We start from the raw sequence: 16,126 nt of genomic DNA on the forward strand, positions 1-16,126 counted from the left end.
ACGGGCGTGCCGTTTCGTTGGGGCCGGATCCTCTCAGGCCACGAACGGCAGGACCGCCACGCCGTTCTCGGCGAGGGCCGCCCTCACCGTGCGTGCCAGCGCTGCGGCCCCCGGGGTGTCGGAGTGCACGCACACCGACTCGGCGTCGACGCGCACGTCCGCCCCGTCGACGGCCCGGACCACGCCCTCGGTCGCGAGCCGCACGACGCGTGCGGCCACCTCGTCCGTGTCCGTGACCAGCGCACCCGGCTCCGAGCGCGGCACCAGCGTCCCGTCGGCGCAGTAGCCGCGGTCGGCGAACGCCTCCGTGACCGCGCGGAGCCCCCGTGAGGTCGCCGCGGCCAGCACCGCGGACCCGGGCAGCCCCAGCACGGGCAGGTCCGTGATCGCGGCGACGACCGCCCGCGCGTGCTCCTCGTGGTGCACCACCGTGTTGTACAGCGCACCGTGCGGCTTCACGTAGGCCACGCGCGTGCCCTCCCGGAGCGCGATCGCCTGCAGCACCCCGATCTGCTGCGCCACGTGGGCCTGCAGCACGTCCGCCGGCACGTCGAGGAATCGGCGACCGAAGTTCGCACGGTCGAGATAGGACACGTGCGCGCCGACGGCCACGCCCCGGACCGCCGCCGCCCCGCAGACCGCGGCCATGATCCGCTCGTCGCCCGCGTGGAAGCCGCACGCCACGTTCGCGCTGGTCACGATGTCGAGCAGCTGCGTGTCGAGCCCGTCGACGCCGGGCGCCCAGGCGTCGAGCTCCTCGCCGAGGTCGCAGTTGAGGTCGATCCGGTCCGCCATGCACCGATCCTGCCTCCTCGCGGCGGCCGGGGTCAGGCCGGGTCGCCGCGGTGGGTCGCCCGCCGGGTGGCCAGGTCGACCGCGTGCCGGGTCTCGCCGGGCTCGTGCGGCTCGATGTCGAGCGCCCGGTGGATCGTCAGACCCTCGATGAGCGCGTCCAGGAGCCGCGCGGTCGCGGGGTCGAAGTGCCGCTCCAGAGCGTGCCGGCTGCGGGCCATCCACTCGTGGGTCAAGCGCCGGTAGCGGGGGTCACGCGCGGCCAGCGTGTACAGCTCGTGGGTCAGGACCAGCTCCTGCGGGTCGACGAGCACGTCGCTGTCGATGAGGTCGACCACGGCCTGACGGGCCTCGTCGACGGTGCTCGCCCGGGCCATGTGCTCCTCGAACCGGTCGCTGACCCGGTGCGCGAACCGCTCGAAGGCTTCCCGCAGCAGCTCGTCGGCGTCGGCGAAATGGTAGGTGATCGAGCCCAGCGGCACGTCCGCGGCCGCGGCGATCCGCCGGGTCGACGCACCCGCGACGCCGGCCTCTCCGATCACCTGCAGACACGCGTCGATGATGCGGTCGCGCCGCGCGGGGTCGTACCGGCGCCGTCGTCCACCCGATGTCTCGCCGTCCACGTCAGCGCACCGAGCCGATCTGTCGCTCGCCGGAGCCCACGAACTCATGCATGTGGTCGATCGTACACATGCAGTGTACGATCGACCACATCCCACCCGCTCGGAGCCTGGTCCAGCCACGCTCACTCCCTCGCCGGAGCACCATGTCCTCCTCCTCCTCCGTCGCGCCCGTCGCACGCCGCGCCCGCGCCGCCGTCTCCGCGGTCTTCCTGGTGAACGCGGTCCTGTACGCCAACCTCGTGCCCCGCCTGCCCGAGGTGAAGGACGAGCTCGGGCTGAGCAACGCCGCCCTCGGCGCGGCCATCGCCGCGATGCCCCTGGGCGCCCTGATCGCCGGCCTGCTCGCGCCGCTGCTGATCCAGCGCCTCGGGTCGGCTGCCGTCGCGTCGTTCGGCCTCGTCGCCCTCGCTGTGGCCGTCGCCGCGATCCCGTTCGCGGGCGGGTGGCCCGTGCTCGCCGCACTGTTCCTGCTGGCCGGTGCGCTCGACGCGATCATCGACGTCGCCCAGAACGCGCACGGCTTCCGCGTGCAGCGTCTGTACGGGCGCTCGATCGTCAACGCGTTCCACGGGCTGTGGAGCGTCGGCGCCGTCCTGGGCGGCCTGGTCGGCTCGGCCGCAGCGGGCCTGGCCATCCCGCTCCCCGCACACATCGCGACCACGTCGGCGATCTTCGGCATCGTCGCCGTCGTCGCCTACCGGTTCCTGCTGCGCGGCCCCGAGGACGCCGAGCGGGCCGAGGCCGTCGCCGACGGGACCGCCCCCGGGTCGCGGGCGCTGCGGCACGTCGCAGGCCGCACCGTGCTGATGCTCGCCGTGCTCGGCCTCCTCGCAGCGTGCGGGGCCTTCGTCGAGGACGCCGGCTCCTCGTGGGGTGCGCTCTACCTGCGCGGGGAGGTCGGCGTCGGGGCGGCCGCCGCGGGACTGGCCTTCGTCTCCCTGCAGGTCGCCATGACGATCGGACGGCTCACCGGTGACCGGGTGGTCGACCGGTTCGGGCAGCGCCGCGTCGCGCGCATCGGCGGTGTGGCGATCGCGGCGGGCATGGGCCTCGCGCTCGCCGTCCCCTCGCTGTCCACCACGCTGGTCGGCTTCGCCCTGGCGGGCCTCGGCGTCGCCACCCTCGTGCCGGCCGTCATGCACACGGCCGACGAGCTGCCCGGGCTTCCCGCCGGGGTCGGACTGACCGTCGTGAGCTGGCTGCTGCGGGTCGGCTTCCTCGTCTCGCCCACCGTCGTCGGGCTCGTCGCCGACGCCGCAAGCCTGCGCGTCGCCCTGCTGGGCGTCGTCGCCGCGGGTGTCGTCGTCGCGATCGTCGGCCGCGTCCTCGTCGCAGGCGCCTCCACCGAACCCGCGGACGAACCCGTCGCGGCCCCGAGCGGCCTGCCGCGGGCCTCCTGAGCGCGACCGTCGACGCCGGGCGGCGCGAGCACTCGGCGACCTCCCGTGTGCGCAGGCCGTCGGGATCGCGGACCCGACGGTGTCGGCACCGGCCACGCCGTCGTCCCGCCGGTCCGACCCGATGCGGGCGTGACGCCCGACGCCGGTGCAGCGGCCGGCCGGCGGCGGGGCCGGTGCGAGGATGGGCGCGTGGTGGAACCCGGCGCGCTGCTCGACGTGCTGCTCGCCGCCGGGGGCCGCTCGGACCGGATGACCCACGTCCGGCACCTGCCCGCGCGGGCGGGCACGCAGGCGGACTGGCCGGCCTGGGCGGACGCCGACCTGGTGCAGGGCTACCGCGCGCTCGGCGTCGACCGCCCCTGGCTGCACCAGGTCGAGGCGGCCGACGCCGCCTGGTCCGGCCGGCACACCGTCCTGGCCACCTCGACCGGGTCCGGCAAGTCCCTCGCACTCTGGTTGCCCGCCCTGTCCACGGCACGCGCCGTGAGCGCCGGGTCGCTCCTCGACCCCGGCCGGATCGAGTCCGTGACCCGGCGCGCGACGACCCTCTACCTGTGCCCGACCAAAGCGCTCGCCGCCGACCAGCTCGCCGCCCTCGACCGGCTCCTCGTGGCCGGCCGCACCCGCGACGTCCGGGTGTCCACCTGCGACGGCGACACCTCGCTGGAGGAACGCCGCTGGGTGCAGGAGCATGCCGACGTCGTCCTGACCAACCCGGACTTCCTGCACTTCGCGCTCCTGCCCCAGCACCGGCGGTGGGCCCGGCTGCTCGGGTCGCTGCGGTACGTGGTGGTCGACGAGTGCCACGCGTTCCGCGGGGTGTTCGGCGCGCACGTCGGGCTGGTCCTGCGTCGCCTGCGCCGGCTCGCCGCGTCCTACGGTGCGACGCCGACCTTCCTGCTCGCGTCGGCCACGACCTCCGACCCCGCCGCGAGCGCCGCGCGGCTGATCGGTGTCGACCCGTCCGAGGTCACGGCCGTCACCTCCGACGCCTCCCCCGCCGGGCGCAAGACCTTCGTCCTGTGGCAGCCGCCCGAGCTGCCCGGCTCCGACGCCCCGTGGTCCGCCCTCCTGCCGCAGGACGACCCCTGGGCCACCCCGATGGCGCTCCCCCGCCACGTGACCCGCAGCGCCGATGACCTGAGCCCTCCCGGCCCGGACGACATCTGGGCGACCGGCGCGGACCTCGCGACGCCGTCCCCCGCGTTCCCCGGCGCCGAGGACCCGGTCGCCCTGTCGGATGCCCTTGCCGGTCTGCTGGGTGCCGTCGAGGGGTCCGGTCCGCTCGGGACGGGCGAGCGGGTCGTCGCGGAGCCTTCCGACCGGCCGCGCCGCACCGCGACGGCCGAGATCGCAGACCTCCTGGCCGACCTCACCGCCGCAGGCGCCCGCTCGCTCGCCTTCACACGGTCCCGTCGCGGCGCGGAGTCCGTCGCCGCCACCACCCGAGCGCACCTGCTGGAGATCGACCCGACGTTCGCGACGTCGGTGCAGGCCTACCGCGGCGGCTACCTCCCCGAGGAACGCCGCGCGCTGGAGGCCGCGATCCGGTCCGGCGCCCTGCGTGCCCTGGCGACGACGAACGCGCTCGAGCTGGGTGTCGACATCTCCGGGCTCGACGCCGTCCTCATCGCCGGCTGGCCCGGCACCCGGGTGTCGCTGTGGCAGCAGGCGGGCCGCGCCGGACGCGCCGGCACCGACGGGCTCGTCGTCCTGGTCGCCCGCGAGGACCCGCTCGACACGTTCCTGGTGCACCACGCCGAGGCCATCTTCGACGCACCCGTCGAGGCGACCGTCTTCGACACCACCAACCCGTACGTGCTGGCGCCCCACCTGTGCGCCGCAGCGGCCGAGCTCCCCCTGCGGCACGAAGAGCTGGACCTCTTCGGTCCCCGCACCGCCGACCTGCTCGCCGAGCTCGTCGAGCGCGGGACCCTGCGCCGGCGTCCGTCGGGCTGGTACTGGACCCACAACGAGCAGGCCAGCCGCCTGACCGACCTGCGCGGCTCCGGCGGTGACCCCGTACGCGTGGTCGAGTCCGTCACCGGCCGCCTGCTCGGCACGGTCGACGCCGCCTCCGCCGACTCCACCGTCCACGACGGTGCCGTCTACGTGCACCAGGGCGCGTCGTTCGTCGTCGACGAGCTCCGGCTCGAGGACGGCGTCGCCCTCGTGACCCGTCGCGACGTCGACTACGGCACGTGGGCGCGCTGGGTCACGACGACGGAGATCCAGTCCGTCGACGCCGAGGTGCCCTGGGGGCCGGTCACCTGGGGGTTCGGGTCCGTCGACGTGACCACCCAGGTCCTCGGGTACCAGCGCAAACGCATCCCCGACCTCCAGGTGCTCGGCACCGAGGAGCTCGACCTGCCCGCCCGCACCCTGCGCACGACTGCCGTCTGGTGGACGGCCCCCGCCGAGGTCCTCCTCGCCGCCGGGGTCACCGTCGAGGCCACCCCCGGCGCCCTGCACGCCGCCGAGCATGCGTCCATCGGCCTCCTGCCCCTGCTCGCGACGTGCGACCGCTGGGACCTCGGCGGGCTGTCGACCGCGCTGCACGTCGACACCGAGCAGGCCACCGTCTTCGTGCACGACGCCTACCCCGGCGGGGCCGGCTTCGCGGAGCGTGGCTTCGCGCTCGGCGCGACCTGGTTGCGGGCCACCCGAGACGCCATCGCCGCCTGCCGCTGCTTCGCCGGGTGCCCCGCGTGCGTGCAGTCGCCGAAGTGCGGCAACGCGAACAACCCGCTCGACAAGGCGGCGGCGATCCGCCTGCTCACCGCCGTCCTCTCCCACGCCCCGACCGCCTGACCGTGCCCGGCCGACCGTCACCGGCGGGCCGATGCCGGGCCGGCCCGCGCGGACGCGGTCGCCGACCCCGCCGCACCAGACACCACCACGCGCACCCTGACGACACCGCCACCCTCGTCCGTGCAGGACGAGAGCCTCGCACCGTTGCGGCGGACGGCCTCCGCGACAGTCACGCACGGGTCGCCCGGCTCCCCGGCCAGCAGCCGGCCCGCCCCGGCGAGCGCGCCGAGGTCCGCAGCCGTCTGCGCGTGCCCGCGACCGAGCTGCGCGGAGGCCAGCAGCCCGAGCATCGCCGCGACCACCAGCGCGACCGCGACGAGCGCGAGCAGCAGCACGGTGCCCGACCCCTGATCGTCCCTGCGCGCGAGGGGCAGCCGACGCCAGATCGTCACGGTTCCACCCGCGCCACGGCCGTCGCTCGGGCGCGCAGCGGCGAACCGCCCCACGACGCCACACCGACCGGCGACGACACCTCGACGGTCACCCACTCGTCGGCACGTGCCACGGCGATCCCCGCGTCGGCACCGGCGAGGCGCCGCGCGGTCGTCACGACCTCCCCGTCCGACTCCCCGAGGGCGGCGGCACGGGCCCCCGCCCGAGCGGCGTCGGTGCACCGCGTCTGCGCGATCGCCGCCGACGCGACCGTGAGCAGCGCGACCAGCAGCAGGGCGACCGCGGGCAGCCCGATCGCGAGCTCGGCGGTGACGCTGCCGCGATCCCGCCGGCTCGCGTTCGTCACAGCGACAACGCCTGCCGGATGATCCCGAGCAGCAGACCCTTGACCTCGTTCCCCTTGAGGATCACGACGAGCAGCCCCGCGAAGCCGACCGCGGCGAGCGTCGCGATGGCGTACTCGGCGGTCGCCATCCCCGCCTCCGCCAGCCCGGCCCGGCTCCGCCGACCCCGTTCGTGCCACGCCAGGACGGCCCGCCGGACCCGTCGGCGGCGGCGACCGGCCGGCGAGCGCCGGACCTCGGGCAGGGCCCGGCGACCGGCCGACGAGCGTCGGACGTCGGGCAAGGCGCGCACGGGCCGCGTGGAGCCGGGCCGGCTCGCCGGGCAGGTCGCGTCGGGGCCCGCCGAGCAGCTCGAGTCGGGGCCCGCCGGGCAGGTCGCGTCGGTGCCTGCCGAGCGGCTCTCGTCGGGTCCCGCTGGGTCCCTCTCGTCGAGTGCGGTGCCGGGTGGGCGGGCGAGCCGCAGCGCCGCGCCCCCGGGCGTCGGGTCGTCGTCCTGCGGGTCCGTCCGGACCGCCTCCTGGTCCGTGGTGTGGTGCGTCATGGCCTCTCCTCTCGCGTGGGCGCCGCTGTCTGTGCGGTGCCACGTCAGCGTCGACCGCGGGGCTGTGGCGCGGGCGTGGCCGAGGCACATCGGTGGGACGGGTACCGACCCGCCGGGGCTGTGGACGTCTCGAACGACGACGACACACCGACGACGGAAGCGTCCCGAGACGCGGCGGCCACGCCTCACCGGAACGGTGCCTCTCGAGGCACCGGCGGGGACGAGGGCGGCTCCGCCGGGAGTGTGTCGGACGTGCCCTCTACAGTGCAGAAGATGGGAGAGACCGGGACGGACTGGCGGGTGCTCGATGGCGTCACGACGGCGTGGTTCGATGCGCCCTCGCTGACCGAGGGGGCCGCGCTGGCCGGGCGCATCGTCGAGCTCTCGGCCGAGATCGTCGTCGACCTGCGTGCTACCGGCATCCGGGTCCGCCTCGACTCCGACGAGCACGCCGAGGCGGTGTCGACGGCCGCGCGGGAGCTCGGGCTCCCCGCGAACCCTGGCGCGCTGCAGGCCCTGAGCGTCGTGCTCGAGTCCACGGACCCGCCGGTGGTGACGCCGTTCTGGCAGCGCGCACTCGACTACGCGCCCGGGCAGGACGGCAGTCTGGTGGATCCGGTGCGGCGCGACCCTGCGCTCCTGATCCGGCAGTCGATCGAGCGACGCCCGTTGCGCAACCGCATCCACCTCGACGTGGTGCGACCGCCCGCGGGGGTCGAGCAGGCCGGGCTCGGTGAGGCGTTCGGCGCGTACGGGCTCTGCCACGCCGACCCCGACGGCAACGAGGTCGACCTGGTGCCGGGCGACGCGCTCAGCGAGAGGACCGAGACGTCCGACTGGCACGCGGTGTTCAGCGCGGTGGCGTGCTACCGGGCCACCTCACCGACGCAGCAGCGCGACCTGACCGTCGCGGCGGCGGCGCTCGCCGACGACGCCGGCTTCCCGTTGCTGGTCGACCTCCGTCCCGGGCTCGTGATCCTCGACAGCGGCAAGGACCAGTGGGTCGACGACGCTCACGGCCTCGACCTCGACTTCACCGACCTCGCCGCACACCTCCAGACAGCTGCGCGCGACCTCGGGGCCACGGCGGACCACGGGCTGCCGCGCTTCGTGCAGCTCTTCTTCGACGCTGCCGACGTCGCCGCCGTCCGCGCGTTCTGGGTCGCCGCGCTCGGGTACACCCCCGACCGCCGAGACTGGAACAGCGACATCAACGACCCGCGGCGATTGAACCCGGAGCTGGTGTTCCAAGAGATCGACACGTCGGAGACGGAGCGGCGCCGGCAGCGCAACCGCCTCCACGTCGAGCTCGCCGTGCCGTCGGACCTCGCCCAGGCCCGCCTTGCCACGACCGTGGCGGCCGGTGGCCGGCTCCTGGACGAGTCGGAGGGCCGCTGGCGCGTCGCCGACCCCGAGGGCAACGAGCTGGTGGTCGTCAGCGGGCCCTGAGCGCGCGCTCGACCGAGCTCCGCGCTCGCGGGTGCCGGGAGCCGGGTGCCGTCCGGCTCGCCGTCACCGGAGCAGGTCACCCGCGAGGCTGAGGATCATCGGGACGAGCCCGAGCAGGACGAACGCAGGTAGGAAGCACAACCCGAGCGGCAGGACGAGCTGCACGCCGAGCGCACCGGCGGCGGTGTGCGAGCGGGTTCGGCGGTCCCGGCGGAGCTGGTCCGCGCGCCCGCGCAGGGCCGGACCGGGTGCGGTCCCGGTGCTCCAGCTGGGTTCGAGTGCGCCGACGACATCCGTCAGGACCGAGCCCGCCCACGCCGACTGCCACGATGCTCCGAGCAGCAGCGCCGACCCACCCCGCGCCAGCTCCTCGCCCTGCTCACCGCCCACGGCCGCGCCGACGGCCGACAGCGCCCGTGGCAGGGACGTCCCCGTGCCGATCGCGACGTCGAGCAGGTCCAGCAGCAGCACCCCGTCGATCGCCCTGGCCGCGACCACGGGACCTGCCGGTCGAGCCCGCTCTCGCGAGGCCGATGCCCCACGGACCCACCACCACGGGCTGGTCGCCGCACCGCACGAGAGGGTGACGAGCACCGCGAGCTCGACGGGCGTCACGAAGGTGTCCGTGCGACGGCGGGCGAGCCGGGGGCACGCGTGCGAGCCCGTCCCGGTCGAGGCGAACCGGCGGGGTCGTCACCGGCGCGACCCGCCCGTGAGAGGAGCGCGGACGTCCACCAGCGCCCCGACACCAGCAGGGCGACGCCGAGCACCGCCGACAGCGTCCCGAGGCCACCGGAGAGGACCACACCCACGGGGTCGGCGCCCAGCAGAGCGCCCAACGCCACGCCGAGCAGAGGGAGCCAGGCGAGCACCTGCGCCGTGGAGCGCGGTCCGGACAGGGCCGCGCGGCGTTCGCCGTCGGCTTCCTCGTCGGCCGCGACGGCGGAGGCGATCCGTTCGAGCACGCCTGCCAGCGGCGCACCGAGCTCGTCGGAGAGCCGGGCGGCGGCGAGCACCGCACGGGCGCGCTGCACCGCCCCGTCATCGCTGCGTCCGCGCACCCTGCTCCGGCCGCGTCGACCAGTGACTGTGCGGACGTGGCGGGTCCCCACGCGTGGGCGAGCCCGTGTCTGCGCCGCTCCGGACGTCGCCGCGAGCAGCGCGTCGATGCTCGGCCCTGGTCCGTCAGCCACCGTGCCGAGCGCCCGCGACCACGCCTCCGCCGGTGCCGCCCCGGCGCGGAGCTGCGCGCAGACACCGAGCAGCACGGCTGCCAGGTCGGGTACCGCCGGCGAACGCGCGGGCCTGTCGACGGGCCGCTCTCGCGCCCCAAGCCCGACGCGGCGACCACCGAACCCCGCCGTCACGACGACCGCGAGCACGACGAGCACCCCGACCACGACGCTCACCGGGGCCGTCCGAGCTCAGCGCGCGACACCGGAAGGCCGAGACGGCCCGCGAGCGCCGGCCATGCCGACCCGGACGTGGTGGCACCCGACGCGTCGACACGGATCGCGCACGCGACCTCGAGGTCGCCGGACGCACCCCGTCGCACGACACCGACCTCGGCGACATACCGCCGGTTTGCCCGGCGCAGGTGTAGCACGGCGTCGAACGCACTCGCGGCCTGCGCAGCGACAGCCTCACGGGACATCCCGGCCAGCGCCGCGAGCGCCTCGAGCCGCGCCGGCACGTCGGCGGCGGCATTGGCGTGCACCGTGGCGCACCCGCCGTCGTGGCCGGTGTTCAGCGCGGCGAGCACCTCCCGGACCTCGGCGCCACGGCACTCCCCGAGCACGATCCGGTCGGGTCGCATGCGCAGCGCATGCCGGACCAGGTCGGTCAGGTCCACCCGCCCGGCGCCGTCGACGTTCGCGTGCCGCGCGAGCAGCCGGACGACGTGCGGGTGTGCTGGAGCCAGCTCGCCCGCCTCCTCGACGACCACGAGGCGTTCGTCGTGCGGGACGAGCGAGAGCAGCGCGGCGAGCAGGGTCGTCTTCCCGGAGCCGGTCGCCCCCGAGACCAGCAGGTTCGCCCGGGTCGCGACGAGTGCGCGGACCACGGGCACCAGCGCGGGTGCGAGCGTCCCCGACGCGACGAGCTGCTCCACGGTGAACGCGCGGCTCCGGACCACCCGCAGGCTGATCAGTGCGCACGCGCCCGCGACGGGAGGCAGCACCGCGTGCAGCCGGGTGCCGTCCGGCAGCCGGGCGTCGACCGCGGGCGAGGCGTCGTCGAGCCGCTGCCCGCCCGCAGCCGCGAGCCGGACCGCGAGCGCTCGGACCTCGTCGGCACCTCCGAGGTCCACGTCGACACGGCTCAGCCGGCCCGCCCGCTCCACCCAGACGTCGCGCGGCCCGTTGACGAGCACGTCGGTGACGTCGGGGTCGTCGAGGAGCACCTGCAGCCGACCGGCTCCGAACAGCTCGTCGCGCACGGTCCGGGTCACGGAGCGCAGCGCGCTGGAGCCGAGCACCGCTCCGGCGTCGCGCGCTGCCGCCTCGACGGCGACGCCGAGGGCACCGTCGGACGCGGTGGGGGAACCGAGCCGGGTCCGGACCGCGTCGAGGAAGTCCGGTCCGACGCCGCGGACGAGAGTGCTCACGCCAGGTTCCCGTGCAGGGCTGCGACGATGCGAGCGGCGGAGCGCGCCGTCCGGCCGGTGTCGGGCACCCCGCCGCGCTCGAGGGCAGACCTCAGCGCGCGGTCCGTCGGAACACTCAGGAGGACGGGGAGGTCGACCGCCTCGGACAGCTCGGTGGAGCCGAGCCCGCCGGGCGCCGGGCCGCGGACGAGCAACCATGTCGGGACGATCGGTGGGCCGAGGTGCGCACGCATCGCCAGGACGCCGGCGACCGTCCGCAGGTCCCGCGGCGCCACGACGAGCACCGCGTCGCACGCACCTGCGAGCGACTCTCCCGCCACGACCGCGGCGCGGTCGAGGTCGAGCACGAGCGCCCCTGCCTCGGAGGTCAGCGCGTGCAGGACGTCGGCGACGACAGCCGGTTCGGGCGCCCCCGGCCGGGCACGGTCCGCGCTGAGGACAGCGCACGCACCCCACCGCGGCAGCAGCGCGAGCACGTCCGCCCCGGACACCTCGCCGCGCGCGTCCGCCAGGTCGGGCCAGCGGACTCCGTCGGCGGACTCGAGCCCGAGGAGCACGTCGATCCCGGCGGACGCCCGGTCGAGGTCGACCAGCACGGTCGCCGTCCGTCGGGCGAGACGACGGGCGACGGTCGCGGCGAGCGTCGACGCGCCGGCGCCTCCACGCCCACCCACCACCCCGACGACGAGTGCGCGCTGCGGGGTCGAGGCAACCGACGGCCAGGTCGGGAGGACGGGACGGGCACCGGCGAGGGGGGTCATCGGTGCCTCCTCTCCGTCGGTGCCGACCTGACCGCCGGCGCACCCCGAACACTGCCGCGCGTCGCGGCGCCGACTCCGCCGCTGCCGCGTTCTGTGGACGCCGATGGGGTCGGCGGGGCTGTGGTCGGCTCGGGAGGCGCCGCGCCACGTCGCCACTCGTCGGCCATCGCCCGGCGCGCTTCCCCCCGGCCCGCCTCGTCAGCCGCGCCATGTCGGCCCCGCCCACTAGGCTCACCGCGAGCCGCCAGGCACCCGGACACGGGGCCGCCGACATCGACGACGACCACCGCGGAGCAGCATGGACGAGGACCCGACGCAGCCTGACGTGCTGCGCGAGGCCGCCTTCTTCGACCTCGACAAGACGATCATCGCGACGTCGTCCGCCACGGCCTTCTCCCGCCCGTTCCTGGCCCAGGGCCTGCTCACGAGGCGCTCGGTGCTGCGGACGGCGTACGCGCAGCTGCTCTACCTGGTCGGCGGCGCGGACGAGGACCAGACGGAGCGCCTGCGCGCGCAGCTGTCGCGGATGGTCGCCGGGTGGGACGTGTCGCTGGTGTCGTCGATCGTGGCCGAGACGTTGCACGAGTCGATCGACCCGACCGTGTACGCGGAGGCGGTCGCGCTCATCGAGGCGCACCACGCGGCCGGCCGGGACGTGGTGGTGGTGTCCGCGTCGGGCGCCGAGGTGGTCGAGCCGATCGCCGCGATCCTCGGTGCGGACCACGTCATCGCGACCCGCATGAACGTGGTCGACGGCCGGTACACGGGCGAGATCGACTTCTACGCCTACGGGGAGAACAAGGCGTCGGCCATCCGGGACCTCGCGCTGGTCGAGGGCTACGACCTGCAGTCCAGCTACGCGTACTCGGACTCGATCACGGACGCACCGATGCTCGGTGCGGTCGGCCATGCGTTCGCCGTGAACCCGGACCGGGCGCTGCGCCGGCTGGCGGTCGAGCGGGGGTGGGGGACGTTGTCGTTCGTCCGGCCGGTGCCGCTGTTCCCGCGGCGGGCACGTATCGCGACGGCGGGCGTCGTGACCGTCGTCGTGGTGGGTGTCGTGGTCACGTGGATCGCGGTGCGCCGGCGTCGCCGGACCCGCTGAACGCGTCCCGCATCACGGACAGTCGTCCCAGCATCCGGCGTCGGGGTCGGCGTGGCCTGCGGCGTCGTCGCCACGGGTTCCGCTGGTCCGGGATGTGAGGTACGACAGGTCTCACAACTGCATGACCGTGAAGGTACCCACGCGCAGGAGAGCCCACCTATGGGCAGGTCGACCGGGCTGGACCCGTCGCGACCGACACCGGTGCACGCTTGATCACCTTTTCGGTCGGCTGTTGGCGACGGCGCCCCCAGGGGCGCCGTCGTTCGTCATGACGTCGGCAGGGAGCCCGCCAGCACGCCGTCCGCGATCACGCGCGCCTCGGCCGCGCCGGCCGACACCGCCTGCCCGTACGCGCGCACCCAGGCAGCCACCCCGGAGGGCGTCCCCGTCGCGAAGCCCGCTGCCGCACCCAGGTACGGGTTGAGCGCCGCGGCCCAGGCGGTCTCGGTGACGAGCGACCCGGTCGGGTCGAGGCCCCGCGCGGTCAGCAGCAGCCGCGCCACCGCGCGGGCGACGACCCCGTTCGCGGCGGCGAACGGTCGCAGGGTGAGGAGCTCGCCGTGCACGACGGCCGCGAGGACGAGCGCCGGGGCGGTGGACTCCTGCACGGTCCGGCCGAGGAGCTCGACGCGGGCGGCGAGCTCCTCACCGACCAGCCCTGGCCCGAGTCCACGCAGGTCACCGGGCTGCTCGGTCGTACGCAGCCGGCCGACCGACGCATCGGGAAGCCACCCACCGGTCGCGGCGACGTGCACCTGCGCGAGCAGCTGGCCCAGGGGCGGGAGCGCGACGGAGCCGCGGTCGCCGAGTGCCGGCATCCAGCGCTCCACGAGGGCGGTCGCCCGGAGCGCACCGACGACCACGGGTTCGCTCCCGCCCTCGGTGGCCAGCGACCGCACCAGCGACAACGGCACGCGGACGCCCTCGATCTCGCACGACGCGCGGGTCGCCCGCAGCCCTGCCTCGGCCCGCACCTCGCGCCACCGGCGGCGGTAGGCCTCGTGCCAGCGCAGCTCCTCGCACGCGACCCGGGCGTGGTCGACGGCGGCGGCAACCCCCGGCAGGGCGAGCAACGGGGCAAGAGTCACGCCGTCACCCTAGTAAGCGCGGCACAATGTCCGGATGGTCTCCCCGAGCGTCTCCTCGTCCATCACGGCGCGCCTGGAGGTCCAGGCCCGGCCGACCGCCGTCAGCGAGCTCACCACGGCGATCGAGAAGGCCGGCGGCATCGTCACCGCACTGGACGTCACGGCGTCGGGGCACGAGCAGATGACGGTCGACGTCACGTGCGCGACGCGCGGCGAGCAGCACGCCGCGGACATCGTCGAGGCGCTGAAGAACCTGCACGGTGTGGTCGTCGACCGCGTCAGCGACCGCACGTTCCTCATGCACCTCGGCGGCAAGCTGTCGATCGAGTCGAAGGTGCCGCTGCGCAACCGCGACGACCTGTCGATGGCGTACACGCCGGGGGTCGCGCGGGTGTGTGAGGCCATCGCGGCCCACCCGGAGGACGCGCGCCGCCTGACCATCAAGCGCAACACGATCGCGGTGGTCACCGACGGGACCGCGGTGCTGGGGCTCGGCAACATCGGGCCGCTGGCCAGCCTGCCGGTGATGGAGGGCAAGGCGGTGCTGTTCAAGCGGTTCGCGGGGATCGACGCGTTCCCGATCGCGCTGGACACCACGGACGTGGATCAGATCGTGGACACGATCTGCGCGATCGCGCCGGTGTTCGCGGGGATCAACCTGGAGGACATCTCGGCGCCACGGTGCTTCGAGATCGAGCGACGGCTGCGGGAGCGGCTGGACATCCCGGTGTTCCACGACGACCAGCACGGCACGGCGATCGTGGTGGTGGCAGCACTGACGAACGCGCTGAAGGTCGTCGGCAAGGACCTGGAGACGGTGCGGATCGTCCTGTCGGGTGCAGGTGCGGCGGGCACCGCGGTGCTCAAGCTGCTGCTCGCGGCGGGCGCGAAGGACGTCGTCGTCGCGGACATCGAGGGTGTCGTGCGCGCGGACCGGCCGGGGCTGGACGAGTCCCTGTTCTGGACGGCGTCGATGACGAACCCGCGCGGCATCTCGGGCAGCATCCCGGACGCGCTCCGGGACGCCGACGTGTTCATCGGGGTGTCCGCCCCGGACGTCATCACGGGGCACGACGTGTCGACGATGGCGACGGACGCGATCGTGTTCGCGCTGGCCAACCCCCGGCCCGAGGTCGACCCGGACGACGCGGCGCAGTACGCGGCGGTCGTCGGCACGGGTCGCTCGGACTTCGCCAACCAGATCAACAACGTGCTCGCGTTCCCGGGTGTCTTCCGCGGTCTGCTGGACGCGCAGTCGCACCGGATCACGAGCGCGATGCTGCTGGCGGCGGCGTACGCGCTGGCGTCGGTGGTCACGGACGACGAGCTCAACCCGACGTACATCGTGCCCAGCGTGTTCAACCCGGAGGTCACGACGGTCGTCGCGGCCGCCGTGACGAAGGCCGCGCAGACCCCGATCGAGGTCTAGACCCGTCGGGTGAGCTCGACGGCGGCCCGCTGCGTCGCCCGCACGAGCCCGTCGGGCACGTCCCCGTCGGCGAACGTGACCGCGAGCCCGGCGATGGGGTGGCCGGTGTGGTCGCGCACCACCGACGCGACGGACGCGAACCCGGCGGTGACGTCCCCCCGCTCGGACGCCCAGCCGAGGCGGCGCACGTCGGTGAGGATCGCGCGCAGCTCGGACAGCCGTCGCGGGCCGACGCCCGTGCGGTCGACGAACGCCTCCCGCCCGGGGAACAGCGCCCGCACCTGCGCCGGCGGCAGGTGCGCGAGGATCGCGCGCCCGCTCGCTGTGAGGTGCGCGGGCAGCCGCACGCCGACGTCCGTGACGAGCGACGGCCGTCCGGCGGCGCGCTCCTCGACGACGTAGAGGACGTCGCGCCCGTGCAGGACGGCCAGGTGCGCGCTCTCGCCGACCTGGTCGACGAGGCGGGCCAGGACGGGTCGTGCGGCGCGGGCCAGCGGCGCCTGTCGGGAGTACGCGGAGCCCAGCTCGAACGCGCTCAGGCCGAGACCGTACCGGTGCTCCTCGGGCAGGTGGACGACGAAGCCGTGCTCGGTCAGCACCGTGAGCAGGTGGTAGGTGGTCGACCGGGGCAGGTCGAGCGCGACGGCGAGCGCGGCGGCCGGCAGCGGGCCGGTCCGCGAGAGGTGCTGCAGCAGCCGGAGGGTCGCGTCGGCCGCGGGGACGCTGGGCATAGTGTCTGGGATACCAGACAGAATCGCTGGGGACACCCTAGGAGCCGCAGGCGC

The 16,126-nt window shown here is 75.1% G+C and carries 16 protein-coding genes; 5 read left to right on the top strand and 11 right to left on the bottom strand.

Translation table 11 applies throughout. The annotated features are described in order from the left end of the window. Positions 1-33 precede the first annotated feature (33 nt). Together ASF78_RS07305 and ASF78_RS07310 are read right to left on the bottom strand one after the other, a co-directional pair. A complete protein-coding gene (locus ASF78_RS07305; RefSeq protein ID WP_056586198.1) occupies positions 34-795 on the bottom strand; it encodes a LamB/YcsF family protein in 762 nt (253 codons plus the stop codon). Positions 796-827: 32 nt separating this feature from the next. Then, a complete protein-coding gene (locus tag ASF78_RS07310; protein ID WP_056586200.1) occupies positions 828-1,415 on the bottom strand; it encodes a TetR/AcrR family transcriptional regulator in 588 nt (195 codons plus the stop codon). Between the two features lie 143 nt (positions 1,416-1,558). Here ASF78_RS07310 and ASF78_RS07315 point away from each other — a divergent pair, with 143 nt between their 5' ends. Continuing rightward, the gene (locus ASF78_RS07315; RefSeq protein WP_056586203.1) at positions 1,559-2,815 is read left to right on the top strand and encodes an MFS transporter; all 1,257 of its coding nucleotides are present in this window, start codon (positions 1,559-1,561) and stop codon (positions 2,813-2,815) included. Between the two features lie 249 nt (positions 2,816-3,064). Then, on the top strand, positions 3,065-5,626 hold the full coding sequence (locus ASF78_RS07320; RefSeq protein ID WP_082494959.1) for a DEAD/DEAH box helicase: 2,562 nt from the start codon (positions 3,065-3,067) through the stop codon (positions 5,624-5,626). 17 nt (positions 5,627-5,643) lie between these two features. Here the strand turns inward: ASF78_RS07320 and ASF78_RS07325 are convergent, their stop codons facing one another. Genes ASF78_RS07325 through ASF78_RS22950 form a run of 3 tightly spaced genes read right to left on the bottom strand, consistent with a single transcriptional unit; the run spans position 5,644 to position 6,904 of the window. Next, positions 5,644-6,018, bottom strand: coding sequence for an Rv3654c family TadE-like protein (locus tag ASF78_RS07325; RefSeq protein ID WP_056586209.1), 375 nt, complete (start codon positions 6,016-6,018; stop codon positions 5,644-5,646). Beyond that, on the bottom strand, positions 6,015-6,365 hold the full coding sequence (locus ASF78_RS07330) for a TadE family type IV pilus minor pilin (RefSeq protein WP_056586212.1): 351 nt from the start codon (positions 6,363-6,365) through the stop codon (positions 6,015-6,017). The genes ASF78_RS07325 and ASF78_RS07330 overlap by 4 nt, the downstream gene beginning before the upstream one ends. Next, a complete protein-coding gene (locus ASF78_RS22950; RefSeq protein ID WP_056586215.1) occupies positions 6,362-6,904 on the bottom strand; it encodes a DUF4244 domain-containing protein in 543 nt (180 codons plus the stop codon). The genes ASF78_RS07330 and ASF78_RS22950 overlap by 4 nt, the downstream gene beginning before the upstream one ends. Positions 6,905-7,177: 273 nt before the next feature. On the opposite strand from ASF78_RS22950, the gene ASF78_RS07340 reads away from it, so the two are divergent. Then, positions 7,178-8,353 carry a VOC family protein gene (locus ASF78_RS07340; protein ID WP_056588326.1) on the top strand — a complete coding sequence of 392 codons (1,176 nt, stop codon included), beginning with the start codon at positions 7,178-7,180 and terminating at the stop codon, positions 8,351-8,353. 63 nt (positions 8,354-8,416) lie between these two features. Here the strand turns inward: ASF78_RS07340 and ASF78_RS07345 are convergent, their stop codons facing one another. The 4 genes from ASF78_RS07345 to ssd are packed head-to-tail and all read right to left on the bottom strand — an operon-like array spanning position 8,417 to position 11,719. Further along, a complete protein-coding gene (locus ASF78_RS07345) occupies positions 8,417-8,968 on the bottom strand; it encodes a type II secretion system F family protein (protein WP_056586218.1) in 552 nt (183 codons plus the stop codon). Beyond that, positions 8,965-9,762: a hypothetical protein gene (locus ASF78_RS07350; protein ID WP_056586221.1), complete on the bottom strand. Its 798-nt coding sequence runs from the start codon at positions 9,760-9,762 to the stop codon at positions 8,965-8,967. Before ASF78_RS07350 ends, ASF78_RS07345 begins: the two co-directional genes overlap by 4 nt. Then, a complete protein-coding gene (locus ASF78_RS07355) occupies positions 9,759-10,958 on the bottom strand; it encodes a TadA family conjugal transfer-associated ATPase (protein WP_056586224.1) in 1,200 nt (399 codons plus the stop codon). The genes ASF78_RS07350 and ASF78_RS07355 overlap by 4 nt, the downstream gene beginning before the upstream one ends. Beyond that, positions 10,955-11,719: a septum site-determining protein Ssd gene (gene ssd / locus ASF78_RS07360; protein ID WP_082494838.1), complete on the bottom strand. Its 765-nt coding sequence runs from the start codon at positions 11,717-11,719 to the stop codon at positions 10,955-10,957. The genes ASF78_RS07355 and ssd overlap by 4 nt, the downstream gene beginning before the upstream one ends. A gap of 298 nt (positions 11,720-12,017) precedes the next feature. On the opposite strand from ssd, the gene ASF78_RS07365 reads away from it, so the two are divergent. Then, positions 12,018-12,824 carry an HAD family phosphatase gene (locus ASF78_RS07365; RefSeq protein ID WP_056586227.1) on the top strand — a complete coding sequence of 269 codons (807 nt, stop codon included), beginning with the start codon at positions 12,018-12,020 and terminating at the stop codon, positions 12,822-12,824. 266 nt (positions 12,825-13,090) lie between these two features. Here ASF78_RS07365 and ASF78_RS07370 read toward each other — a convergent pair whose 3' ends face one another. Continuing rightward, a complete protein-coding gene (locus tag ASF78_RS07370) occupies positions 13,091-13,912 on the bottom strand; it encodes a Fic family protein (RefSeq protein ID WP_082494839.1) in 822 nt (273 codons plus the stop codon). A gap of 34 nt (positions 13,913-13,946) precedes the next feature. On the opposite strand from ASF78_RS07370, the gene ASF78_RS07375 reads away from it, so the two are divergent. Further along, a complete protein-coding gene (locus ASF78_RS07375) occupies positions 13,947-15,341 on the top strand; it encodes an NAD-dependent malic enzyme (protein ID WP_056586233.1) in 1,395 nt (464 codons plus the stop codon). On the opposite strand, the gene ASF78_RS07380 is transcribed toward ASF78_RS07375, so the two are convergent. Continuing rightward, positions 15,338-16,072, bottom strand: a complete 735-nt coding sequence (locus ASF78_RS07380; RefSeq protein WP_056586235.1) for an IclR family transcriptional regulator — start codon at positions 16,070-16,072, stop codon at positions 15,338-15,340. The two genes, ASF78_RS07375 and ASF78_RS07380, sit on opposite strands and share 4 nt — an antisense overlap. Positions 16,073-16,126: the final 54 nt, after the last annotated feature.

Origin of the sequence: Cellulomonas sp. Leaf334 (assembly GCF_001424195.1) — a bacterium.
Taxonomy (GTDB): domain Bacteria; phylum Actinomycetota; class Actinomycetes; order Actinomycetales; family Cellulomonadaceae; genus Cellulomonas.

Excerpts from the sequence above, each read along its gene's own strand:
- ssd (WP_082494838.1), bottom strand. The coding sequence starts at position 11,719 with ATGACCCCCCTCGCCGGTGCCCGTCCCGTCCTCCCGACCTGGCCGTCG.
- ASF78_RS07380 (WP_056586235.1), bottom strand. The coding sequence starts at position 16,072 with ATGCCCAGCGTCCCCGCGGCCGACGCGACCCTCCGGCTGCTGCAGCAC.
- ASF78_RS07305 (WP_056586198.1), bottom strand. The coding sequence starts at position 795 with ATGGCGGACCGGATCGACCTCAACTGCGACCTCGGCGAGGAGCTCGAC.
- ASF78_RS07375 (WP_056586233.1), top strand. The coding sequence starts at position 13,947 with ATGGTCTCCCCGAGCGTCTCCTCGTCCATCACGGCGCGCCTGGAGGTC.
- ASF78_RS07365 (WP_056586227.1), top strand. The coding sequence starts at position 12,018 with ATGGACGAGGACCCGACGCAGCCTGACGTGCTGCGCGAGGCCGCCTTC.
- ASF78_RS07315 (WP_056586203.1), top strand. The coding sequence starts at position 1,559 with ATGTCCTCCTCCTCCTCCGTCGCGCCCGTCGCACGCCGCGCCCGCGCC.
- ASF78_RS07340 (WP_056588326.1), top strand. The coding sequence starts at position 7,178 with ATGGGAGAGACCGGGACGGACTGGCGGGTGCTCGATGGCGTCACGACG.
- ASF78_RS22950 (WP_056586215.1), bottom strand. The coding sequence starts at position 6,904 with ATGACGCACCACACCACGGACCAGGAGGCGGTCCGGACGGACCCGCAG.
- ASF78_RS07320 (WP_082494959.1), top strand. The coding sequence starts at position 3,065 with ATGACCCACGTCCGGCACCTGCCCGCGCGGGCGGGCACGCAGGCGGAC.